At 72.3% G+C, this 22,743-nt stretch carries 20 protein-coding genes and 1 pseudogene; 8 read left to right on the top strand and 13 right to left on the bottom strand.

Translation table 11 applies throughout. The features are described from left to right. Window positions 1-4 precede the first annotated feature (4 nt). Window positions 5-475: a transcription elongation factor GreA gene (gene greA, locus KBB57_RS08520; RefSeq protein WP_290748683.1), complete on the bottom strand. Its 471-nt coding sequence runs from the start codon at window positions 473-475 to the stop codon at window positions 5-7. Window positions 476-771: 296 nt separating this feature from the next. Between greA and KBB57_RS08515 the strand changes: the two genes are divergently transcribed. The 3 genes from KBB57_RS08515 (at window position 772) to KBB57_RS08505 (ending at window position 5,165) form a co-directional block, all read left to right on the top strand. Beyond that, on the top strand, window positions 772-2,403 hold the full coding sequence (locus KBB57_RS08515; RefSeq protein WP_290748837.1) for an electron transfer flavoprotein-ubiquinone oxidoreductase: 1,632 nt from the start codon (window positions 772-774) through the stop codon (window positions 2,401-2,403). Window positions 2,404-2,556: 153 nt separating this feature from the next. Beyond that, a complete protein-coding gene (locus tag KBB57_RS08510; protein ID WP_290748680.1) occupies window positions 2,557-4,293 on the top strand; it encodes a tetratricopeptide repeat protein in 1,737 nt (578 codons plus the stop codon). Between the two features lie 5 nt (window positions 4,294-4,298). Then, window positions 4,299-5,165 (top strand): 4-(cytidine 5'-diphospho)-2-C-methyl-D-erythritol kinase, encoded by an 867-nt coding sequence (locus KBB57_RS08505; protein ID WP_290748679.1) that lies wholly within the window; start codon window positions 4,299-4,301, stop codon window positions 5,163-5,165. Here KBB57_RS08505 and KBB57_RS08500 read toward each other — a convergent pair. Beyond that, window positions 5,141-6,166, bottom strand: coding sequence for a polyprenyl synthetase family protein (locus KBB57_RS08500; protein WP_290748677.1), 1,026 nt, complete (start codon window positions 6,164-6,166; stop codon window positions 5,141-5,143). The two genes, KBB57_RS08505 and KBB57_RS08500, sit on opposite strands and share 25 nt — an antisense overlap. On the opposite strand from KBB57_RS08500, the gene KBB57_RS08495 reads away from it, so the two are divergent. The 3 genes from KBB57_RS08495 (at window position 6,165) to KBB57_RS08485 (ending at window position 7,460) form a co-directional block, all read left to right on the top strand. Then, on the top strand, window positions 6,165-6,383 hold the full coding sequence (locus tag KBB57_RS08495; protein ID WP_290748676.1) for a DUF2007 domain-containing protein: 219 nt from the start codon (window positions 6,165-6,167) through the stop codon (window positions 6,381-6,383). The genes KBB57_RS08500 and KBB57_RS08495 overlap by 2 nt on opposite strands. Then, window positions 6,380-7,144 (top strand): methyltransferase, encoded by a 765-nt coding sequence (locus KBB57_RS08490; RefSeq protein ID WP_290748675.1) that lies wholly within the window; start codon window positions 6,380-6,382, stop codon window positions 7,142-7,144. Before KBB57_RS08495 ends, KBB57_RS08490 begins: the two co-directional genes overlap by 4 nt. A gap of 139 nt (window positions 7,145-7,283) precedes the next feature. Continuing rightward, window positions 7,284-7,460 carry a DUF465 domain-containing protein gene (locus KBB57_RS08485; RefSeq protein ID WP_290748673.1) on the top strand — a complete coding sequence of 59 codons (177 nt, stop codon included), beginning with the start codon at window positions 7,284-7,286 and terminating at the stop codon, window positions 7,458-7,460. Here the strand turns inward: KBB57_RS08485 and KBB57_RS08480 are convergent. The 3 genes and pseudogenes from KBB57_RS08480 to KBB57_RS08470 all read right to left on the bottom strand — a co-directional run. Further along, window positions 7,417-8,331, bottom strand: a complete 915-nt coding sequence (locus tag KBB57_RS08480; protein ID WP_290748671.1) for a DMT family transporter — start codon at window positions 8,329-8,331, stop codon at window positions 7,417-7,419. The genes KBB57_RS08485 and KBB57_RS08480 overlap by 44 nt on opposite strands. A 173-nt stretch (window positions 8,332-8,504) precedes the next feature. Then, on the bottom strand, window positions 8,505-9,227 hold the full coding sequence (locus tag KBB57_RS08475; RefSeq protein WP_290748668.1) for a type 1 glutamine amidotransferase: 723 nt from the start codon (window positions 9,225-9,227) through the stop codon (window positions 8,505-8,507). Between the two features lie 301 nt (window positions 9,228-9,528). Beyond that, window positions 9,529-9,825 (bottom strand): annotated as a pseudogene (locus tag KBB57_RS08470) (alpha-amylase family glycosyl hydrolase); the annotation flags it as partial. Between the two features lie 137 nt (window positions 9,826-9,962). On the opposite strand from KBB57_RS08470, the gene KBB57_RS08465 reads away from it, so the two are divergent. Further along, window positions 9,963-12,341, top strand: coding sequence for an ATP-dependent helicase (locus tag KBB57_RS08465; RefSeq protein WP_290748666.1), 2,379 nt, complete (start codon window positions 9,963-9,965; stop codon window positions 12,339-12,341). Window positions 12,342-13,291: 950 nt separating this feature from the next. Here the strand turns inward: KBB57_RS08465 and KBB57_RS08460 are convergent. From KBB57_RS08460 to KBB57_RS08435, 6 genes are all read right to left on the bottom strand, one after another. Further along, on the bottom strand, window positions 13,292-14,371 hold the full coding sequence (locus KBB57_RS08460) for an ABC transporter ATP-binding protein (RefSeq protein ID WP_290748665.1): 1,080 nt from the start codon (window positions 14,369-14,371) through the stop codon (window positions 13,292-13,294). Between the two features lie 11 nt (window positions 14,372-14,382). Further along, entirely contained in the window at window positions 14,383-15,474 is a 1,092-nt protein-coding gene (locus KBB57_RS08455; protein ID WP_290748663.1) for a Gfo/Idh/MocA family oxidoreductase, read from the bottom strand. Then, entirely contained in the window at window positions 15,459-16,478 is a 1,020-nt protein-coding gene (locus KBB57_RS08450; RefSeq protein ID WP_290748661.1) for a Gfo/Idh/MocA family oxidoreductase, read from the bottom strand. Before KBB57_RS08450 ends, KBB57_RS08455 begins: the two co-directional genes overlap by 16 nt. A 23-nt stretch (window positions 16,479-16,501) precedes the next feature. Beyond that, window positions 16,502-17,383: a carbohydrate ABC transporter permease gene (locus KBB57_RS08445; RefSeq protein ID WP_290748658.1), complete on the bottom strand. Its 882-nt coding sequence runs from the start codon at window positions 17,381-17,383 to the stop codon at window positions 16,502-16,504. 401 nt (window positions 17,384-17,784) lie between these two features. Continuing rightward, the gene (locus KBB57_RS08440; RefSeq protein WP_290748656.1) at window positions 17,785-18,735 is read right to left on the bottom strand and encodes a carbohydrate ABC transporter permease; all 951 of its coding nucleotides are present in this window, start codon (window positions 18,733-18,735) and stop codon (window positions 17,785-17,787) included. Window positions 18,736-18,740: 5 nt separating this feature from the next. After that, a complete protein-coding gene (locus KBB57_RS08435; protein ID WP_290748652.1) occupies window positions 18,741-20,030 on the bottom strand; it encodes an extracellular solute-binding protein in 1,290 nt (429 codons plus the stop codon). Window positions 20,031-20,239: 209 nt separating this feature from the next. Here KBB57_RS08435 and KBB57_RS08430 point away from each other — a divergent pair, with 209 nt between their 5' ends. Then, window positions 20,240-20,911: a TetR/AcrR family transcriptional regulator gene (locus KBB57_RS08430; RefSeq protein WP_290748651.1), complete on the top strand. Its 672-nt coding sequence runs from the start codon at window positions 20,240-20,242 to the stop codon at window positions 20,909-20,911. A 13-nt stretch (window positions 20,912-20,924) separates the two neighbouring features. Here the strand turns inward: KBB57_RS08430 and rpe are convergent, their stop codons facing one another. Further along, window positions 20,925-21,653, bottom strand: a complete 729-nt coding sequence (rpe, locus tag KBB57_RS08425) for a ribulose-phosphate 3-epimerase (RefSeq protein ID WP_290748649.1) — start codon at window positions 21,651-21,653, stop codon at window positions 20,925-20,927. Continuing rightward, entirely contained in the window at window positions 21,650-22,579 is a 930-nt protein-coding gene (gene cbbX, locus KBB57_RS08420) for a CbbX protein (protein ID WP_290748646.1), read from the bottom strand. Before cbbX ends, rpe begins: the two co-directional genes overlap by 4 nt. Between the last annotated feature and the right edge of the window lie 164 nt (window positions 22,580-22,743).

Here is a 22,743-nt window from a genome sequence, read left to right as displayed (position 1 = left end):
CCGGTCAGACGAAGGAGACGGTGCGGATCTCGTAGGAGCGCACCCCCCCGGGCGTGCGCACCTCGACGCTGTCGCCGGGCTCCTTGCCGATGAGCGCGCGGGCGAGCGGCGACTTCATGTTGAGGAGCCCGTCCTCGACGCTGGCCTCGGCCTCGCCGACGATCTGGTAGGTCTTCTCCTCGTCGTTGTCCTCGTCGAGGAGCACGACGGTCGCGCCGAACTTGACCGGGCCGGAGAGGCGGCTGACGTCGATGATCTCGGAGCGGCCGATCATCGCCTCGAGCTCCTTGATGCGGCCCTCGATGAAGCTCTGGCGCTCGCGGGCGGCGTGGTACTCGGCGTTCTCGGAGAGATCGCCGTGCTCGCGCGCCTCGGCGATGGCGCGGATGATCTGCGGCCGGTCGGTCGACTTCAGCCGCTTCAGCTCCGCGTCGAGCTTGGCGAATCCCTTTGCGGTGAGGGGGAACTTCTCCATCCTGTGCCTCCCTGCGCCGGCGCCTCCGCGCCTGTCGCACAACATATCGACGAGGCCGCCGCCGGGCGCCGACCTCTGCTGGCTGGCGCCCGCCGTCGCGGTCACCTTATGTGGCGCCTCGCGGCGCTGCAAGCGGGCGCGCGTGCGGTTTCGCGGGGATTGAAGGGGGCTGCCGCAGGGGCGAAGTTGACCGGAGGGGCGGCCGTCGGTAGGGCTCGTCCCGGGCGGCAGGGGCCGCCGACGAGGAGGGGAGCGCGCCAGTGTCCGAGCCAGCCGCCGCGATCGAGCGCGAGTTCATGGACTACGACGTGGTGATCGTCGGCGCGGGGCCGGCGGGCCTCTCCGCGGCGATCCGGCTGAAGCAGCTCGACCCGGACCTGTCGGTGGTGGTGCTGGAGAAGGGCTCGGAGGTCGGGGCGCATATCCTCTCCGGCGCGGTGCTCGACCCGGTGGGGCTCGACGCGCTGATCCCGGACTGGAAGGCGAAGGGCGCGCCGCTCGACACGCCGGTGACGGACGACCGGTTCTACCTGCTCGGGCGGAGCGGCGAGATCCGCATCCCGAACTGGCCCATGCCGAAGCTGATGTCGAACCATGGCAACTACGTCGTCTCGATGGGCAACGTCTGCCGGTGGCTGGCCGGGCAGGCGGAGGAGCTGGGCGTCGAGGTGTTCCCCGGCATGGCGGCCTCGGCGCTCGTCTATGACGGCGACCGGGTGGCCGGGGTGGTGGCGGGCGAGTTCGGGCTGGAGCCCGACCGCACGCCGGGGCCGTCCTACGAGCCGGGGATGGAGCTCCGCGGCAAGTACGTGATGATCGCCGAGGGCGTGCGCGGCTCGCTGGCGCGGCAGCTGATCACGAAATACGAGCTTTCGAAGGGGCATGAGCCGCAGAAGTTCGGGCTCGGGATGAAGGAGCTGTGGGAGGTCCGGCCCGAGGTCCACAAGGCCGGGCTCGTCATGCACACGATGGGCTGGCCGCTCGGCAAGAACGCGGGCGGCGGGTCGTTCATTTATCACCTGGAGGGGAACCAGGTCTATGTGGGCTTCGTGGTTCACCTGAACTACGAGAACCCGCACCTGTTCCCTTATATGGAGTTCCAGCGGTTCAAGCATCATCCGCTGATCGCGCCGCTGCTCGAGGGCGGGCGGCGGGTGGCCTACGGGGCGCGGGCGATCACCGAGGGCGGCTGGCAGTCGCTGCCGAGGCTGACCTTCCCGGGGGGCATGCTGCTCGGCTGCTCGGCCGGGATGGTCAACGTGCCGCGGATCAAGGGCAACCACAACGCCATGCTGTCGGGTATCGCCGCTGCGGAGGCGGCCCATGCGGCGATCGCGGCGGGGCGGAGCGGGGACGAGCTGACGGATTACGAGGCCGCGGTGCGCGAGGGGCCGATCGGGCGCGACCTGAAGCCGGTCAGGAACGTCAAGCCGCTCTGGTCGCGGTTCGGGCTGTCCGCGTCGCTGGCGCTCGGCGGGCTCGACATGTGGATCGGCTCGCTGACCGGGGGCTGGTCGCCGTTCGGCTCGATCGGCCATGGCAAGACCGACGCGGAGGCGACGGGGCGGGCGGCGCGCTTCGAGCCGATCGACTACCCGAGGCCCGACGGCAAGCTCTCGTTCGACCGGCTGACCAACGTGGCGTTCAGCTTCACCAACCACGCCGAGGAGCAGCCCTGCCACCTGACGCTGAAGGACCCGGACGTTCCGATCGCCATCAACCTGCCGCGCTGGGACGAGCCGGCGCAGCGGTATTGCCCAGCGGGGGTCTACGAGGTGGTGCGGGACGAGGACGGCGGAAATCCGCGCTTCGTCATCAACTTCCAGAACTGCGTTCACTGCAAGACCTGCGACATCAAGGACCCGCTGCAGAACATCGTCTGGACGACGCCGCAGGGCGGGGACGGGCCGAACTATCCCAACATGTGAGGCGGGCGGCGTCGGCGGATCGGCGACATTACGCGAACATGTGACTTGCTGCGGCGCCGCGCGGATTGTATGCCGCGCCGCGGCGTCCTAGGGTTCGCCGCCGAAGGGCCCCGGTCCCCCAGTCGTTGTGGAGTCTTCGTGGAGCGCCTCCCCTTGCCCCTCCGTCGCGCCAGGATCCTCGCCGCCGTCGCGACCGTGACCGCGCTTCTCGCAGCGCCGCCGCAGGCCTTCGCCGCCGCGGGGCTGTCGGGCTCGTACCTGGCCGCGACGCAGGCGGACATGAGCAACGACTACGTCAGCGCGGCCGACTACTACGGCAGGGCGCTGGCGCTCGACCCGGGCAATCTCGGGCTCATGCAGAACGCCGCCGTGGCGCGGGTCGCCGAGAACGACGTCGCGGGCGCGACGCCGCTGGCGAAGGAGCTGCTGGAGAAGGCGCCGGGGAGCCCGATCGCGCTCCTCGTCGTGCTGGCGGACGACCTCGCCAACGGCGATTTCGACGCGGCGGAGGCGGCGCTCGGCAAGACCGGGCCGGACGCCAACCCGCTGTTCGTGGGGCTGCTGTCCGGCTGGCTCGCCGTCGGCAAGGACGACTTCACCGAGGCGCAGGCGCGCTTCGACGCGATGAACCAGAACGAGGCGCTGGCGGCCTACGGGCAGTACCACAAGGCCCTGGCGCTGGCGCTGGCCGGGGACTTCGTCTCGGCCGAGGCGATCTTCGCGGGGGGCGCGAACGGGCCCCTGCATCTCGGCCGGGCGGCGATCGCCGCCCATGCGCAGACGCTCGCCCAGATCGACCGGGTCGACGACGCCGTGGCGGTGATCGACGAGGCGCTGGCGGAGGGCTATCCCTCGACGGCGCTGATCGAGCTGCGCGACCAGCTCGCCGCGGGCGAGGAGGTGCCGTTCACCCAGATCACCCGGGCGCAGGACGGGGCGGCCGAGGTGTTCCTGACCATGGCCGAGGGGCTCGGCTCGGCGGACAGCGACCGGCTGGCCATTGTCTATGCCCGGCTCGCCAAGCATATCCGGCCCGACCTGATCGAGGCCTCGCTCGTGGCGGCGGAGGCGCTGGCGCGGCAGGGGCGCTTCGACCTCGCCACCGCGGCGCTGGCGGAGGTGCCCGCCGACAGTCCCTGGCACGTCACCGCGGAGATCCGCCGCGCCGAGACGCAGCGGGCGGCCGGCGACGCCGCGGCGGGGATCGCCACGCTGCAGGCATTGGCGGCCTCGCACGGGGATTCGCTCGAGGTGCAGGCGGCGCTGGCCGACCAGCTGCGCATGGCCGAGCGCTACGCCGACGCCGCGGCCGCCTACAGCGCCGCCATCGGCATCGTCGGCACGCCGCAGCCGCCGCACTGGGGGCTCTACTACAGCCGCGCGATCTCCTACGAGCGCGCCGGCGACTGGACGAAGGCGGAGACGGACTTCCGCGAGGCGCTGGCGTTGCAGCCGGGCCAGCCGAGCGTGCAGAACTATCTCGGCTACAGCCTGGTCGAGCAGGGCCGCAACCTCGACGAGGCGCTGGCGCTGATCGAGCAGGCGGTCGCGGGCCAGCCGGACGACGGCTACATCACCGACAGCCTCGGCTGGGTGCTCTACCGGCTCGGCCGCTACGAGGAGGCGCTGCCGCACATGCTGCGCGCGGTCGAGCTGGAGCCGGTCGATCCGATCATCAACGACCACCTGGGCGACGTGCTCTGGAAGGTGGGCCGCAAGCGCGAGGCCGAGTTCCAGTGGCGCCGCGCGCTGTCGTTCGGCCCGGCGCCGGACCTCGACATGGACCGGCTGCGCACCAAGCTCGCCGTGGGGCTGGAGGCCGCGGGGCCGGACAAGCAGGCCGCGCCGCCGCCGCCCCCGCCGGCGAACGACGACCCGCAGGACGGCTGAGCCCCGTGCCGGCCGCCGGCGCGCCGGCGGCGGAGCTCGCGCCGGCCAAGGTCAATCTCGCGCTCCATGTCACCGGCCGCCGCGCCGACGGCTTTCACGAGCTCGACAGCCTCGTGGCGTTCGCCGGCATGGGCGACCTCGTCGAGGCCGCGCCGGCGGAGCGGCTGGGCTTGCGCGTCGCGGGGCCGTTCGCGGCGGGGCTCGACGCCGGGCCGGGGAATCTCGTCCTGCGCGCCGCGGCGGCGGTGCGGCCGGAGGGCCGGGGCGCGGCGCTGCGGCTGACCAAGCGGCTGCCGGTGGCGGCGGGGCTCGGCGGCGGCTCGGCCGACGCTGCGGCGGCGCTGCGGCTGCTGGGGCGGCTCTGGGGCGTGCCGATGCCGGGCGCGCCGGCGCTGGTGGCGCTCGGGGCGGACGTGCCGGTCTGCGTGGAGGGGCGGGCGGCGCGGATGCGCGGCGTCGGCGAGGCGCTGGCGCCGGCGCCGTTGCCGGCGTTCTGGCTGGCGCTGGCCAACCCGGGGGTCGCGGTGTCGACCGCGGCGGTGTTCGCCGGGCTCGAGCGGCGCGACAACCCGGGGATGGAGGCCGTGCCGCGCTTCGCGGGGGCGGCGGATCTGGCGGCGTGGCTGGCGCGCCAGCGCAACGACCTGGAGGCGCCGGCGCTGCGGCTCGCGCCGGCGATCGCCGCGGCGCGGGCGGCGCTGGCGGCGCAGCCGGGGTGCCTGCTGGCGCGGATGTCGGGGTCGGGGGCGACCTGCTTCGGGATCTTCGCCGGGGCAGGCGCGGCGCGGGCGGCGGCGGCGGCCATCGCCCGCGCCGAGCCGGGGTGGTGGGTCGCGGCGGCGCCGGCTCAGGAGAGCCGCGCGACCACGTAGTCGGCGAGGTCGTCGAGGTCGCGCTTCATCGGGCCGTCGGGCAGCGGCGCGAGGGCGGCGCGGGCGCGCTCGGAGAAGGACATGGCGGTCTTGCGGGCGTCTTCGAGGGCGCCGTGGCGGTCCATCAGCGCCAGCGCCTGCTCGAGGTCGCCCGGGCCCTGGTCGCCCTTCTCGATCGCGCGGGTCCAGAAGGCGCGCTCCTCGGCGTCGGCCGCGGCGACGGCGCGGATCACCGGCAGCGACATCTTCCGCTCGCGGAAGTCGTCGCCGACGTTCTTGCCGATCCGGGCGCCGACCCCGCCGTAGTCGAGGAGGTCGTCGGCGATCTGGAAGCTGATCCCGAGCGCGTCGCCGTAGTCGCGGAGCGCGGTGACCTGCGCCTCCGGCGCGCCGGCGATCAGCGCGCCGACCTCGGTCGCGGCGGCGAAGAGGGCGGCGGTCTTGCCGCGGACGACCTGGAGGTAGACGTCCTCGCTGGTCGAGAGGCGGGCCGCGGCGGTGAGCTGCAGGACCTCGCCCTCGGCGATGGTGGCGGCGGCGTCGGCGAGGACGCCGAGGATGCGCATCGAGCCGGGCTCGACCATCAGCTGGAAGGCGCGGGCGAAGAGGTAGTCGCCGACCAGCACGCTCGACTTGTTGTCCCAGAGGAGGTTCGCCGTCGGGCGGCCGCGGCGGCGCGCGCTCTCGTCGACGACGTCGTCGTGGAGGAGGGTGGCGGTGTGGATGAACTCGACCGTGGCGGCGAGGCGAACGTGGTCCTCGCCCTCGTAGCCGAAGAGCCGGGCGGCGGCGAGGGTCAGCATCGGCCGCAGCCGCTTGCCGCCGGCCTCGACGAGATGGGCGGTGACCTCGGGGATGCGGGGCGCGTGGCGCGAGGCCATGCGCTCGCGGATCGTGGCGTCGACGCGGGCCATGTCGCCCGCGAGCGCGGCGCGCAGGCGGTCGTAGGGGCTCTCGCCGCTCTCGACCTCGACCGGGGCGCTCGGTAGGCTGCGGGGCATGAAGGAAATCCTGCGCTCGACGGATCCGACGGCCATCGCCTTCTCGACGGCGCTGCTGCGGGCCGAGGATATAGACTGCTTCGTTCTGGACGTCCACATGAGCGTGCTCGAAGGCGGGATCGGCCTGTTTCCGCGGCGCCTGATGGTGGCGGACCGCGACGCCTTCCGGGCGCGGGCGATCCTCGCCGACAACGACGTGGACGGCCTCGTGCGGTGAGCTTCCCCGAGGCGGAGCTCACCCGGGACGGGTTCCTTGGCGGGCGGATCCGGCTGTGGCAGCCGCGCGCCGGCTATCGGGCGGCGATCGATCCGGTGCTGCTCGCCGCCTTCGCGCCGGCGGCGGCGGGGATGCGGGCGCTCGATCTCGGCTGCGGGGCGGGGGCGGCGGGGCTCTGCCTTGCGGCCCGCGTGGGGGGGCTTGACCTGCACGGGCTGGAGCGGCGCCCCGAGTATCTGGAGCTGGCCCGGCGCAACGCGGCGGAGAACGGGCTCGGCTTTGTCGGGCACGAAGGCGACGTGCTGCGGCCGCCGGCGGCGCTGACGGGGACGCCGTTCGATCTGGTGGTGACCAATCCGCCGTTCCATCCGCCGGCCTCCGCCGCCGCGCCGGACGCCGGGCGGGACGCGGCCAACCGCGAGGCGGTGGACGTGGGGGCGTGGATCGCCGCCGGGCTGCGCCGGCTGCGGCCGGGGGGCGTGCTGGCGTTGGTGCATCTGCCGGCGCGGCTGCCGGCGATCCTCGCGGCGCTCGACGGGCCCGCGGGGGCGATCGAGGTGCTGCCGCTGCTGCCGCGGGCGGGGCGGGACGCGAGCCGCGTGCTGGTGCGGGCGGTGAAGGGGCGGCGGACGGCGCTGGCGCTGCTGGCGCCGCTGGCGCTGCACGCGGGCGACGCCCATGACGGCGACCGGGACAGCTACACGCCCGAGGCCGCCGCGGCGCTGCGGGGCGAATCGGGGTTGGCGCAGCATACACGCTGAGGTCGTGCCCGAACATTCGGCAGCAAGCATCGGGAGCCGCGGGCTCGCGGGTTCTTGTGGAGGATTGTCGGCGCCGGCGGCGTGACAGAGGGGGTGTTTCGTGCTTTCCTGACCGGGTTGGTCAGTGAAGGAGGCACGAATGACCCTGAGCTCCCACCTCGTCGAACTGCGCAAGAAGCATCAGGCCTTGTCCGAGATGATCGAGTCCGAGCAGCTGAAGCCGAGCTCGGACGACCTGAGCATCAAGCAGCTCAAGGTGAAGAAGCTCCATCTCAAGGAAGAGATTGAACGCCTTTCCTCGCAGGCCGTGCAGTAGAGCGGCTCCGCCGGGGCGTTGCGCGCGCCGCGAGCAGCGCCCCGCCGGCGACGAGGACAGCCGCGAGCGCGAGGCCCGGCGTGGGGCGCGCGACGCCGGCCACTACCAGCAGCAGCGTCGAGACGAGGGGGGCGGCGTAGGCGCCGACCCCGAGCAGCTGGATGTCGCCGCGCTTGCAGCCGAAATCCCAGAGATAGAAGGCGAGCCCGACCGGGCCGGCGCCGAGCGCCGCGGTCGCGGCCCAGGCGGCGGCCCCTTCGGGCCAGCGCGTGGTCTCGAAGGCGAGGTGCGCCAGTGCCGAGAGGGCGGCGGTGGCGAGGCAGAAGACGGCGACGCTCTCGGTGGGGGCGGTCCCGAGGCGGCGGCTGAGGACGGAATAGCCGGCCCAGATCACCGCGCAGGCCGCCGCGGCGGCGAGGCCGGGGAGGCTCTCGGGCGAGAAGCTGGCGCCGGGGCCGAGGACGACGAGGCCGGCGCCGGCGAAGGCGACCAGGGCGCCGATTATGTGCCGGGCGGTGAGGCGCTCGCCGGGCAGGAGCCCCGAGAAGAGCACGATCAGCAGCGGCCAGAGATAGGCGACGAGGCTCGCCTGCGCCGGAGGCGCGAGGCGCAAGGCTGTGAAATAGCAGGCATGATAGCCGAAGAGGCCGCCGATCCCGACCAGCCACACCGCGGGCGGCAGGCCGCGCAGGCGGGCGAGGCCGGCGCCGGAGGCGGCGATCCAGACGAGGCCGAGCGCGCCGCCGATGGTGAAGCAGATGGCGGTGAGCTGGAAGGGGGGCACGGCGCCGACGGAGACGGTGAGGAGGGCGAGGAGGGCCCACATGGCGATGGCGCCGAAGCCGAGGGCAGTGGCGCGGCCGCGGGTCATCGGGTCGGGGCCGGCGGCGCGAGGCCGCGCCCGAGCGCCCGGAGACGGGCGGACGCGCTCGCGACTTGACGCGGTTGCGCACGCGCAATCCAAACCAAGCCGCTGAAATTCCGAGCAATTCCGCGCGCCATAAACGGGTTGGTCATCAAGGTTGACGGCTCCTGCGCGGCGGTTCAGGCGGCGCGGTGGAGGAAGTCGACGATCATCCGCGCCCAGGCGTCGGCGTGGACCTCGCGGCCGAGGCCGGCGCGGGCGGCGTCGGCGTCGGCCTTGGGGAAGGCCGTGCCGCCGCGGAGCTCGAGGAGCTCGTCCATGAAGGCGGGGCCGAACTCGGGGTGCGGCTGGAGCGAGATCGCGCCGGGCGACTCCGGGTCGCCGTAGGCGAGGGCGGCGTAGTCGCAATGGGCGGAGCGGGCGAGGACGGTGGCGTCGGGGGGGAGCGCCACGACCTGATCCTGGTGGAGCGCGTTCACCGCGAAGTGGTCGGGGAGGCTCGCCATCCAGCCGGGGCGGGCGGTCACCTCGTAGTCCTGCACGCCGAGGCCCCAGCCACGGTCGGACTTCACCACTTTGCCGCCAAGGGCTTCCGCGAGGATCTGGTGGCCGAAGCAGATGCCGACGACCGGCACGCCGCCGGCGACGCAGTCGCGCAGGAAGGCCTCCAGCGGCGCGATCCACGGCAGGTCGTCGTAGACGCCGTGGCGGGAGCCGGTGACGAGCCAGGCGTCGGCCTGGGCGGGGGCGGCGGGGAACTCGCCGGCGACGACGCGGACGGTGGCGAATTCGAGGCTGGGGTCGACGGCGCCGAGCAGGGCGGCGAACATGGCGGGATAGTCGCCGTGGCGCGCCTTCAGGTCGGGATGGACCTCGCCGGTCTCGAGAATGCCGATCTTCATCTGCCGTCGCTCCCCGGGGACGCGCTCCTCTTATCCCGGGGCGGGCGGGTGGCGCAATCGGGTCGCCGGGAGGCCCGGATTCCCGGGTTTCCGGGAGGAGGGGCGACATCTCCTTGGAAGGGCTGGAAAAAGCCGGGCTGAGATGGGACTAGACACAGCCTGCCCTGCCGGATCCACGGGGCGCGCGAGCCTCGAGCGACCGAAGCGGGCTTGCCCGGAAGGCCCGGCGCGACAAGCGAAAGCACTGCTTTCGCCGCGCCGACGGCTGGAGCGCGTTGGCGCGGAAGCCGTGGGGGATGCACATGCCGCGGGCCTTGACCCCGGTGAGCAGCGCGTCGAAGTCGGCCATCGTGCCGAACTCCGGCATGACCTTGCGGTAGTCGCGGATGTCGTAGCCGTTGTCGACGTTGGGCGAGTCGAAATGTGGGCTCAGCCAGAGGACGTCGACGCCGAGCCCGGCGATGTGGTCGAGGCGCGACAGCACGCCCCGCAGGTCGCCGACGCCGTCGCCGTCGGAATCCATGAAGGAGCGCGGCCAGACCTGGTAGATCACGGCCTCCTTCCACCACTGGCGGGCATGGCCGTTGACGTTCTGCATGGGCGCGGCCTCCGGGTTGTCGGCGTGCGGAGGGTGCGCCTCGCGCTCCGGCCGGCGCAAGCGGTTTGGGGGCGGAGGGCGTGAACGCAAGGCGAACGCGGCTTTCCTTCCGGGCGGGGGCGGTTTACCTTGGCCGCATGAGCTCCTTTCAGGATGAGGCCGCGGCGTTTGAGGCCGCCGTTCCCCTGTCGGTCCGGGCCGCGGCGGCGCGGCCGGCGCCCTATCTCGACGCGCTGAACCCGGCGCAGCGGGCGGCGGTCGAGGCGCTGGATGGGCCGGTGCTGATGCTCGCGGGCGCGGGGACCGGCAAGACGCGGGCGCTGACGGCGCGGGTGGCGCATCTGCTGGCCACCGGGCGGGCGCGGCCGAACGAGATCCTCGCGGTGACCTTCACCAACAAGGCGGCGCGGGGGATGCGGGCGCGGGTGGGGCAGCTCGTCGGCGGGGTGGTGGAGGGGATGCCGTGGCTCGGCACCTTCCATGCGCTGTCGACGCGGATGCTGCGGCGGCATGCGGAGCTCGTGGGGCTGAAGGGGAGCTTCACCATCCTCGACGTCGACGACCAGCTGCGGCTGATCGGGCAGGTGGTCTCGGCCGCCGGGATCGACGAGAAGCGCTGGCCGGCGCGGCAGCTCGCCTCGCTGATCGACGGGTGGAAGAACCGGGCGCTGACGCCGGAGCGGCTGCCGGCGGGGGAGGCGCATGCCTACAACCATCGCGGGGCGGAGCTCTATGCGGCGTACCAGGAGCGGCTGCGGGCGCTCAACGCCTGCGACTTCGGCGACCTGCTGCTGCATGTGCTGGTGATCCTGCAGAAGCACGAGGACGTGCTGGCGCAGTACCAGCGATGGTTCCGCTACATCCTGGTCGACGAGTACCAGGACACCAACGTCGCGCAGTACCTGTGGCTGCGGCTGCTGGCCGCCGGGCATCGCAACATCTGCTGCGTGGGCGATGACGACCAGTCGATCTATGGCTGGCGGGGCGCGGAGGTGGGGAACATCCTGCGCTTCGAGAAGGACTTCCCGGGCGCGAAGGTGATCCGGCTGGAGCAGAACTATCGCTCGACGCCGCATATCCTCGCCGCGGCCTCGGGGCTGATCGCGGCGAACGCGGCGCGGCTCGGCAAGACGTTGTGGACCGACCTGTCGGACGGCGAGAAGGTGCGGCTGATCGGGCACTGGGACGGCGAGGAGGAGGCGCGCTGGATCGGCGAGGAGATCGAGGCGCTGGGGCGGGGGACGCGGGGGCTGAAGCCGGTCTCGCCGGACGGGATCGCGATCCTGGTGCGGGCCAGCCACCAGATGCGGGCGTTCGAGGACCGCTTCCTGACCATCGGGCTGCCGTACCGGGTGATCGGGGGGCCGCGGTTCTACGAGCGGCGCGAGATCCGGGACGCGATGGCGTATTTCCGGGTGGCGGCGAGCCCGGAGGACGACCTCGCCTTCGAGCGGATCGTCAACGTGCCGAAGCGGGGGATCGGCGACAAGGCGTTGCAGGAGATCAACCGGGCGGCGCGGGCGGCGGGGGTTCCGCTGCTGGAGGGGGCGCGGCGGGTCGTGGCGGCGGGCGGGCTCGGGCCGCGGCCGCGGGCGGCGCTGGGCGAGCTGATCGGGCTGTTCGACCTGTGGGGCGCCGAGCTGCGGGCCGAGGCGGGGCCGGGGGCGCATGTGGCGCTGGCGGAGCGGATGCTCGACGAGAGCGGCTACACCGCGATGTGGCAGGCGGAGAAGTCGCCGGACGCGGTGGGGCGGCTGGAGAACCTCAAGGAGCTCGTGAAGGCGCTGGAGGGGTTCGAGAACCTGCAGGGGTTCCTCGACCACGTGGCGCTCGTCATGGACAACGAGACCGAGGAGGACGCGGCGAAGGTGTCGATCATGACGCTGCACGCGGCGAAGGGGCTGGAGTTCCCGGTGGTGTTCCTGCCGGGCTGGGAGGACGGGCTGTTCCCCTCGCAGCGGTCGATGGACGAGAGCGGGCTCGCCGGTCTCGAGGAGGAGCGGCGGCTCGGCTATGTCGGGATCACCCGGGCGGAGCGGCTGGCGACGATCAGCTTCGCGGCGAACCGGCGGGTCTACAACCAGTGGCAGAGCCAGATGCCGTCGCGGTTCATCGACGAGCTGCCGGGGGAGCATGTCGAGGTGCTGACGCCGCCGGGGCTCTATGGCGGCGGGTTCGGGGCGGCGGCCGGGGGCAGGGGGGGCGGCTACGCCGCGGCCTCGCCGCTGGCGGATGCGGCGGCGCGGGCGGACGTCTACAACTCGCCGGGGTGGCGGCGGATGGCGGCGCGGGCGGCGGAGCGGCCGATGGGCCAGCCGCGCGAGGCCCGCGACGTGGTGATCGACGCGACCGCGTCGCCGGCGCATCCGGTGGGGACGCGGGTGTTCCACCAGAAATTCGGCTACGGGGTGGTGACGGCGGTCGAGGGCGACAAGCTGACCATCGCCTTCGAGAAGGCGGGCGAGAAGAACGTGGTCGCCCGCTATGTGACGGCGGCGGGGGACGTGCCGTTCTGAGGGCGTGGACGGGGGTGTTCACGCGTGAAAATTCGGCAAGCGGTTGATTTTGCTGAATCGGGCCTGTGGGGGCGTCGGGGTGGTTCCCGCTATGCGTCGGCGGGGGGCGGCGTGCGTTCGGAGGCGTGGACAGGCGGGTGTTCACGCGTGAAAATTCGCTAAGTCATTGATTTTACGTGGGGCGACTTTGGCGATATCTCTTCACGCACACTGCACGACAGTGGAGAGGAAGGCCGGCCCGAGGCTGGCCGCGACGGTGACGCCAGACGGATTTGACCCGTGGCAAATCCGTCCGCGATCGCCCCTGCGGGGGGCGAGCGCGATTCCGCGCTCGCCGGGGCGCTCACGGACGGATGGCGCGCTTCCGCAGAAATCTGCGCCCCTCACGGCTTCCGCGCGCAACCGCGCTCCAGCCGTCGGCGCGGCGAAAGCCGGGCTTTCGCTTGTCGCGCCGGGCCTCGCGGGCAAGCCCGCTTCGGTCGGTCGGTCGGTCGGCGCGCGCGCCCCGTGGATCCAGCAGAGCAGACAGGTGTCGTGCAGTGTGCTCTTCACGACCGTGGAGGGAAGCCCGGCCGGAAGCAGGTCGCGACGCCGATGCCAGACGGATTTGACCCGTGGCAAATCCGTCCGCGATCGCCCCTCGGGGGGCGAGCGCGTTGCCGCGCTCGCCGGGGCGACCACGGACGGATGGCGCGCTCCCGGAGAAATCTGCGCCCCTGACGGCTTCCGCGCGCAACCGCGCTCCAGCCGTCGGCGCGGCGAAAGCCGTGCTTTCGCCTGTCGCGCCGGGCCTCGCGGGCAAGCCCGCTTCGGTCGCTCGGGGCCCCGTGGAGCCAGCAGGGCAGGCAGGCGTCGCGTAGTGTGCTGACGCGCCATGCTACACGACAGCGGCGGGATCCCCGCCCCGGGCGACCTTGCCGCCCGGGGAGCCCGAATGGCCGGGCGGCGGGTCAGAGCGTGGTTCCCGAGGCGTCGAAGACGTGGCAGCGGTCGGGGTCGATGCGGGCGGGGACGACGTCGCCGGGGCCGATGCGCTGCTGGCCGTCGAGCGACATGGTGAGGCGCTGGCCGTCGGGGGCGCGGGCGTAGAGGACGGTCTCGCCGCCGAGGTTCTCGATCAGGTCGACCTTGACGTCGGCGAGCCTCACCCCGACCGCCGGGTCGGGGGTGAGGTGCTCGGGGCGGACGCCGAGGGTGACCTTGTCGCCGGGGCTGACCGCCAGCGCGCGGGGGAGCGCGACGCGCTCGGCGCCGACGCGGAGCGTGGTCGCGGCGGCGGCGCGGTCCTCGACGGCGGCCTCGAGGAAGTTCATCTTCGGGCTGCCGATGAAGCCGGCGACGAAGAGGTTCCTCGGGTGGTTGTAGAGCTCGAGCGGCGCGCCGACCTGCTCGATGCGGCCGCCGTTCAGCACCACGATCTTGTCGGCCATGGTCATCGCCTCGACCTGATCGTGGGTGACGTAGATCATCGTGTTGCCGAGGTCGCGGTGCAGCGTGGAGATCTCGACGCGCATCTGCACGCGCAGCTCGGCGTCGAGGTTGGAGAGCGGCTCGTCGAAGAGGAAGATCTTCGGCTCGCGGACGATGGCGCGGCCGATGGCGACGCGCTGGCGCTGGCCGCCGGAGAGCGCCTTGGGCTTGCGCTCGAGGAGGGGGACGATGCGCAGGATCTCGGCGGCGCGGCGAACGCGCGGCTCGATCTCGGAGCGCTTGAGGCCGGCGGTCTCCAGGCCGAAGGCCAGGTTCTTCCAGACGCTCATGTGCGGGTAGAGCGCGTAGGACTGGAACACCATGGCGATGCCGCGATGCGCCGCGGGCACCTCGTTCATGCGCTGGCCGTCGAGGAGGAGGGCGCCGCCGGAGATCTCCTCGAGCCCGGCGATCATGCGCAGGAGCGTCGACTTGCCGCAGCCGGAGGGGCCGACGAAGACGGCGAACTCGCCGGGCTCGATCCGGAGGTCGACGCCGTGGATCACCGCCGCGTTGCCGTAGCGCTTCTCGACCTTCGCGAGCTCGACGCTGGTCGCCATGCTTTCCTCCCTCAGCGGGTCCGCGCCCGCCAGTCGGCATATTTCGGACTGTCCGGCCCGATCGGCAGCGCCACGTCGGCGCCGGTGTCGGAGGACTGGTAGATCGCGGTGACGAGCTCGAGCGCGCGGCGGGCGTCGGCGGTGGTCACCGGCAGAGGGCGCCTGCCGTCGAGGGCCTCGGCGAACTGCGCCATCTGGGTGGTGAAGCGCGGGCCGACCGGGGTCCAGTCGCCGATCAGGTCGTCGATGCGGCGCTGGACGGCGTCGGAGGCGGCGAGGATCCGCCACGGGTCGTTGCCCGGGGCATAGGCCTCGTGGGTGGATTCGAAGGTGACGTTCTCGAAGTGCAGGCGCAGGCGGCTGATCTCGTCCTGCGAGCCGAGGGTGCAGGTCAGCGACAGCGGCGCGCCGTTCGCGAGCAGGATCGAGGCGGAGACGCAGTCCTCGACCTCGATGTCGTTCACGCGGGTGGAGATGCGGCCGAAGACGCGGGCGGCGGGGCCGGCGAGGAGGAGGGCCATGTCGTGGAGGTGGAGGGCGTGGGTGACGAGGACGCCGCCGAGCTCGGTCGCCCATTTGCCGCGCCAGGGGACGGCGTAGTAGTCGGGGCCGCGCTTCCAGAAGGTCTCGGCGGCGCCGGCGTAGAGCTTGCCGGCGACGCCCGCCTCGATGATGCGGCGGGCCTTCTCGACGCCGTCGCCGTAGCGGTACTGGAAGATCGGCATGAGCTTGCCGGGGGCCTTCGCCTCGGCGGCGATGATGGCGTCGCAGTCCTTGAGCGAGCCGGTCAGCGGCTTCTCGCAGATGACGTGCTTGCCGGCGGCGAGCGCGGCCTCGACCATGGGGCGGTGCAGCATCGGCGGCGTGCAGATGTCGATGACGTCGAGGCTCGGGTCGGCGAGCATCGAGTCGAAGGAGGTGGTGCGGGTCTCGACGCCGAACTCGTCGCCGACGGAATTGAGGCGTTCCTCGTCGAGGTCGCAGATCGTGGCGAGGCGGAGGGCCGGGTTGGGGACGTAGCCCTCGACGATATGGGCGCGGCCGATGTTGAGGCCGACGAGGCCGACGTTGCGGGTCGCCGGGTTGGTCACCGGGCGCTCCATGCGCCGGTCTCCTCGGCGAGCTTCTGCGCGGTGAGCGCCACCTCCATCGCCATGAAGGCGCGGGACTGCGGCATGGCGGTCTCGGTGCGGTCGCGGACGTCGGCGAGGAACTGGCGGCCGAAGGGCAGGTCGGTTCCCTCGCAGGCGATGTGGCGGACGCCGTCGCGGTCGGCGAGGAAGAGGTGGTTCGTGCCCGGCCGGCCGTCGAGGTCGAGATACTTGCGCAGCTCGATCGTGCCGGTGGTGCCGACGATGATCAGGCGGCCGTCGCCCCAGGTGGGCAGGCCGTCGGGGGTGAACCAGTCGACGCGGATCATGCCGGTGGCGCGGTCGGTGGCGAGGTGCATGTCGCCGACGTCCTGGAGGCCCGGGGTCGAGGGGTTGGCGCGGTTGGCGACGGTGGCGGAGAGGACGCGGGTGGGGCGGTCGCCGGTGAAGAACAGGAACTGCTCGACCTGGTGCGAGGCGATGTCGGCGAGGATGCCGCCGTAGCGGGCGCGGTCGAAGAAGTAGGGGGCGCGGGTGGCCTTGCGCAGGCGGTGGGGCCCGAGGCCGGTGACGTGGACGACCTCGCCGATGGCGCCGGCGTGGACCAGCTCGCCGGCGCGGACGGTGGCGGGGACCTCGAAATGCTCGGAGTAGAGGATCGAGACGATGCGGCCGGTCTCGGCCTGCACGCGGCGGACCTCGGCGAGCTGCTCGAGCGAGGTCATGCCGGGCTTGTCGAGGAGCAGGTCCTTGCCGTGGCGCATCGCCTCGACGGCGAGGGGGGCGCGGTCGGCGGGGACGATCGAGGAGGCGACGACGGCGATGGTGCGGTCCTCGAGGATCGCCGCCTTGTCGGCGACGCGGCGGGCCTGGGGGAAGGCCTTGGCGTAGGCGGCGGCCAGCGCCTCGTCGGCCTCGTGGAAGGCGACGAGCTCGGCGCCGGCCCGGATCAGGCAGGTGGTCTGCCCGTAGATGTGGTCGTGGGTGAGGCCGATGGCCGCGAAGCGCAGGCTCATGGTGGGGTGGTCCTTTCGGGCGGTCAGCGCTTCATGCCGGTGGTGGCGATGCCTTCGATCAGGAGGCGCTGGAAGAACAGGAAGAAGAAGAACACCGGGACGAGGGAGAGCGTCGACATGGCGAAGAGGCCGCTCCAGTCGCTCTCGGACGAGCTGTCGACGAAGGAGCGCAGGCCGAGCTGGGCGGTGAAGTTGCGCATGTCGTTGAGGTAGATCAGCGGGCCGAAGAAGTCGTCCCAGGTCCAGATGAAGGAGAAGATCGCCGCCGTGGCGAGGACGGGGGTGGAGAGCGGCAGCATGATCTTCCAGTAGATGCGCCAGGGCGAGCAGCCGTCCATCATGGCGGCCTCGTCGAGCTCGCGGGGGATGCCGCGGAAGAACTGCACCATCAGGAAGATGAAGAAGGCGTCGAGGGCGAGGAACTTCGGCACGACGAGGGGGAGGAAGGTGTCGACCCAGCCGAGGTTGAGGAAGAGCACGTACTGCGGGATCAGGGTGACGTGGTAGGGGATCATCAGCGTGCCGAGCATGATCGCGAACCAGAGGTTGCGGCCGCGGAACTGGAGCCGGGCGAAGGCGTAGGCGGCGAGCGAGCAGGCGACGACGTTGCCGGCGACGCTGAGCGCCGCGATGACGAAGGAGTTCCAGAAGAACCGGCCGAAGCTGACCTGGAGGCCGTTCCAGCCGCGGACGTAGGCGTCGAGGCTGAAGGCGGAGGGCCAGAGCGAGGTGGAGGAGAAGATCTCCGCCTCGGGGCGCACGGAGGCGGAGAGCATCCAGAGCAGCGGATAGAGCATCAGGATCGACGCGGCGACCAGCACGACGTGGACGATCGCGGTGACGACGCGGCGGCGGCGGGCCGCGGCGGCGGGGTCGATGGCGGCGGGGGGGAGCGCGTCAGTCATCGTGGTGGACACTCCACGACAGCGGAGAGTAGGCGCGGCCCGAGGCTGGCCGCGACGTCGAAGCCAGACGGATTTGACCCGCGGCAAATCCGTCCGTGATCGCCCCGGCGAGCGCGATTCCGCGCTCGCCGGGGCGATCACGGACGGATGGCGCGCTTCCGCAGAAATCGGCGCCCCTGACGGCTTCCGCGCGCAACCGCGCTCCAGCCGTCGGCGCGGCGAAAGCCGGGCTTTCGCTTGTCGCGCCGTAGCCTCGCGGGCAAGCCCGCATCGGTCGCTCGAGGCTCCGTGGATGGAACGGGGCAGGCAGGGGTCGTGCCGTGTGATTCTGCACCCGGCAGGCGGAGGGGCGGGGGCGCGCCGGGGCGGTGAGGTCTTTCGTCGCGGGGAGGAGGGCGCGATCAGTCATTGTAGTGGACCCAGTAGCGCGAGCTGACGAAGGAGAGGGTGGTGAAGGCGGCGATGATGACGACGAGGATCCAGGCGAGCGCCGAGGCGTAGCCCATGCGGAAGAAGCCGAAGGCCTCCTGGTAGAGGTAGAGGGTGTAGAAGAGCGTCGAGTTGACCGGGCCGCCGGTGCCGCCGGAGATGATGAAGGCGGGGGTGAAGGCCTTGAAGGCCTCGATGGTCTGGACGACGGCGTTGAAGAAGATCACCGGCGTGAGGAGCGGCAGGGTGATCTTCCAGAACTGCCGGGCCTTGGAGGCGCCGTCGAGGGAGGCGGCCTCGTACATGTCGGTCGGGATCTGGCGCAGGCCGGCGAGGAAGATGATCATCGGCGAGCCGAACTGCCAGACCGAGAGGATGATCAGCGTCCAGAGCGAGTAGGACGGGTGGGAGATCCAGCTCGGGCCGTCGATGCCGAAGTTGGCGAGGACGGCGTTGACGAGGCCGTCGCGGGCGAAGAGCTGGCGCCAGAGCACGGCGATGGCGACCGAGGCGCCGAGGAGCGAGGGCAGGTAGAAGATCGCCCGGTAGAGCGGCAGCCCGGCGATGCCGCGGTTGAGCGCCACGGCGACGGCGAGCGCGAAGGCGAGCTTCAGCGGCACGGAGAACACGACGAAGAACAGGGTGACGCGCATCGAGGCCATGAACTTGGCGTCGGCGGTGAAGATGCGCGCGTAGTTGTCGGCGCCGACCCAGGTCGGCGGCCGCAAGAGGTCGAAGTTGGTGAAGGAGAGATAGAGCGAGATCAGCGCCGGCCCGAGCGTCAGCACCAGGAAGCCGACGAGCCAGGGCGCGAGGAAGAGGTAGCCCGGGCCGTTGGCGGCCCAGGCCCTGGCGAGCCAGCCGGGGCGTGCGGCCCCGGCTGCGCCCGCGGGAGCGGGCGCAGTCCCCTCGCGCGGCGCCATCGCCCCTAGCCCCGGGCGAGGATCGCCGTCGCCTCGGCGACGAAGGATTCGCCGGCGGCCTCGGGCGGCGTGCCGAAGCCGACCTCCTCGTTGACGCGCTTGAGCGCGAAGGCGATCTCGCCGGCGCCGGAGGGCGGCGGCGGCGGCAGCGGCCCGGCGAGGTCGCCGAGATTGGCCACATACTCGATCTGGGCCTTGCCGAGATCGTCGAGGGTCTGGGCGAGGCGCTCGCGGACGGAAGCCGATTCCGGCACGCCGCGCTCGACGCCGAGCGCATCGGTCGCCGCCTCGTCGTTGATGAAGTAGCTGACGAACTTCGCGGCCTCTCCCGGGACCTTGGTGTTGGCGTAGGCGGAGAAGAACATCGAGGGCTTGCGGTACTGGCCGGGCTTCGAGCCCTCGCCGCCCGTGGGATAGGGCGCCATGGTCAGCGGCGCCTGGCTCAGGCCCTGGTAGCCGACGATCTGGTTGGAATGCGCGAAGGCGACCGCGGCATGGCCGAGCGAGACCATGCTCGTCTCGATGTTGAGCTGGTCGAGCGCCTGGAGGTCGGCCGGCACGCAGGCTCCGCTGTCGCGCATCGCCTGCCACATCGCGAACCATTCGCCGGCGTCGCCGGCGTCGAAGGCGAGCTTGCCATCGGCGTCGTAGAGCGCCTTGCCGCGCTGGCGCAGCCAGCCCTCGAAGGTGGGCTCCACGCCGCCGCCGTCGGCCGAGCCGTGGAAGCCCTTCTTGCCGGCCTTCTCGGTGAGCTCCGCGGCGCGGACCGCGAACGCGTCCCAGGTCATGCCCCGCTCGGGCGGCGCGACGCCGGCCTCCTCGAAGGCCTGGGCGTTGACGATCATGGCGCTCGAGTTCGCGCCGAGGCTGACGCCGTAGATCTTGCCGTCCACCTTGCCGCCGGCGATCGCCTCCTCGGAGAAGCCGGAGAGGTCGAGCGCGCCGCTCGCCACCGCCTCGTCGAGCGGCGCCAGCACGCCGCGGCGGGCGTATTCGAAGATGTAGCGGTAATCCATCTGCATGACGTCGGGCGCGTTGCCGCCGGCGGTCTGGGTGGCGAGGCGGGTCCAGTAGTCGTCCCAGCCGGCGCTCTCGCCCTCGACGGCGATCCCGGGATTGGCGCCGGTGAAGAGGCCGATCACCGTGTTGGTGCGCTCGTTGCGGTTCTGCGAGCCCCACCACATCAGCCGGAGGCGGGCGTCCTGCGCCCGGGCGGCGCGGGGGCCGAGCGCGCCGAGCGCCGCGATTCCGGCCGCGCCGGCGAGCAGGCTGCGCCTGTCGATGCGAACGGTCATGTCGAGCTATCCTCCCTTGCGACCGCCGCTTGCGGGCGGTGTTGGCCAGACCGCTTGCGCGGCGTATAACCATTTGGTTACTTCGTAAGTCGAGGAGCTGATTCTTGTCAAGCGCGTTGCGCGTTGCGTAGCAAGCGATTGAAAGGAATGCTATCGCGGCCTTGCGTCGGCGCAGGGTCGCCGCGTTTCGGGGGAGCGGAGGGTCCGGGATGGCCGCCGACGATTCGACCGGGAGGGAGAGCGACGCCGCCGAGGCGCGTCTCGTCGTGCAGCGCGACCCCGGGCGGACGCGCGCCTCGATCCTCGCCGCGGCGACGCGGGAATTCGCCGAGAACGGCTTCGGCGGGGCGCGCGTCGACGCGATCGCGGCGCGGGCCGGCAGCAACAAGCGGATGCTCTACCACTATTTCGGCGACAAGGAGGCGCTCTACCTCGTCGTGCTGGAGGAGGCCTATGCCGGCATCCGCGGCGCGGAGGCGACGCTCGACCTCGGGCACCGGGCGCCGGAGGAGGGGGTGCGCGAGCTGACGGTGTTCACCTGGCGCTACTTCGTCGAGCATCCCGAGTTCATCAGCCTGCTCAACACCGAGAACCTGATGCGGGCGCGGTTCCTCAGGGGCTCGACGCGCATCCGGGCGATGCAGACGACGCTGGTCTCGGAGCTGACCTCGATCCTCGGGCGCGGGGTGGCGGCGGGGCTGTTCCGTCCCGGGCTCGATCCGCTGCATGTCTACCTGACGATGGCGTCGCTCTCGGTGTTCTACCTGTCGAACCGCCACACGCTGGGCCTGATCTTCGACCGGACGCTCGACGCCCCCGACCAGCTCGCGGCCTGGGAGGCGCATGTGGTGCAAACGGTGCTGGCGAGCGTCCGGCGCTGACGGGGGGCGGCGGCTACGCGGGCAGGGCGAGGGCGGCCGGCGAGCGGTCCGCGGCCGCGGCGCGCAGGGCGCGGATGTTGCGGCCGTAGGGGGCGGGGTCGGCGACCGAGCCGCCGGCGAAGACCGCGGATCCGGCGACGAGGACGTCCGCCCCGGCGGCGACGGCGAGCGGCGCGGTCTCGGGGGCGACGCCGCCGTCGACCTCGATGTGGATCGGGCGGTCGCCGATCCAGTCGCGGAGGGTGCGGATCTTGTCGAGGGTGGAGGCGATGAACCTCTGGCCGCCGAAGCCCGGGTTGACCGTCATCACGCAGACGAGGTCGAGGAGGGGGCGCGCCGCCTCGGGGGGCGTGCCGGGGTTGAGCGCGAGGCCGGGGCGGGCGCCGGCGGCGCGGATCGCCTGCAGGCTGCGGTGGGTGTGGGGGCCGGCCTCGGCGTGGATGGTGAGGATGTCGGCGCCGGCCGCGGCGAAGGCGTCGATGTAGGGGTCGGCCGGGGCGATCATCAGGTGGACGTCCATCAGGGTCGTGACGTGGCGGCGGATCGCCTTCACCAGCGGCGGGCCGAAGGTGAGGTTGGGGACGAAGTGGCCGTCCATGACGTCGACGTGGATCCAGTCGGCGCCTTGCGTCTCGACGGCGCGGATCTCGGCGCCGAAGTCGGCGAAGTCGGCGGAGAGGATCGACGGCGCGATCTTCGGGCTGCGGTCGAAGGGGTGGTCGAAGGGGGCGTCCAAGGTCATGGCTGGCTCCTGTCGGCGTCGAGGCCGCCGCGGAAGACGCGGCTGGCGCGGATGTCGGGCTCGTCGAGGGCGCTGAGCGCGGCGGCGTCGAGGGGGCCGTCGGCGGTCAGGAACAGGCGGTTGGCCTGGCGGAGGCGGGCGCGGTCCAGCGCGTTGCGGATCGAGCGGGCGTTGGCGAAGTGCGGCTGGGCGCGGCGGAGGGGGACGTAGTCGGCGAAGGCGGCGCGGGCGGTCGGCGTAAGGGTGTAGTTCTGGGCGGCGAGCATGACCTCGGCGATCGCGAGGAGCTCGGCGTCGTCGTAGTCGGGGAAGTCGACGTGGTGGGCGATGCGCGAGCGGAAGCCCGGGTTCGCCTCGAAGAAGCGCGCCATGCGGTCGCCGTAGCCGGCGAGGATGACGACGAGGTCGTCGCGGTTGTTCTCCATGACCTGGAGCAGGATCTCGATCGCCTCCTGGCCGTAGTCGCGCTCGTTCTCGGGGCGCCAGAGGTAGTAGGCCTCGTCGATGAAGAGGACGCCGCCCATCGCCTTCTTGAGCACCTCCCTGGTCTTCGGGGCGGTGTGGCCGATGTACTGGCCGACGAGGTCGTCGCGGGTGACGGTGACGAGGTGGCCCTTGCGGACGTAGCCGAGGCGGTGGAGGAGGTCGGCCATGCGCAGCGCGACGGTGGTCTTGCCGGTGCCGGGGTTGCCGGAGAAGGACATGTGCAGCGTCGGCGTCTCGTGGGCGAGGCCGAGCTTGCGGCGGGCGCGTTCCACCAGCAGCAGGGCGGCGGTCTCGCGGATGCGGGTCTTGACCGGCGCGAGGCCGATGAGCGTCCGGTCGAGCTCGTCGAGGACGGCGCGGACGCCGGAGGTCTCGTACTCGGCGCGGAGGTCGACGGTTTCCGGCGCGGCGGTGTCGGGGTCGATCTCGGCGGTCGTCATCTGTTCGGGCTCCCGGGGGAAAAGGCGCGGGCGGAGGCCGCCCGCGAGTGGGAGGTTTGCGATGCGGCCGGCGCGCCGTTGCGCGCCGGCTGTCGTTCTCCCCGCGCCGACGCGCGGGGCCCCTGGCGCGCCGTTGCGCGCGGTCTCCCCCACCCCCCTTCCCC

This window comes from Amaricoccus sp., from assembly GCF_017993425.1.
Lineage (GTDB): Bacteria > Pseudomonadota > Alphaproteobacteria > Rhodobacterales > Rhodobacteraceae > Amaricoccus.
This window is presented reverse-complemented; position numbering and strand designations above follow the sequence as displayed.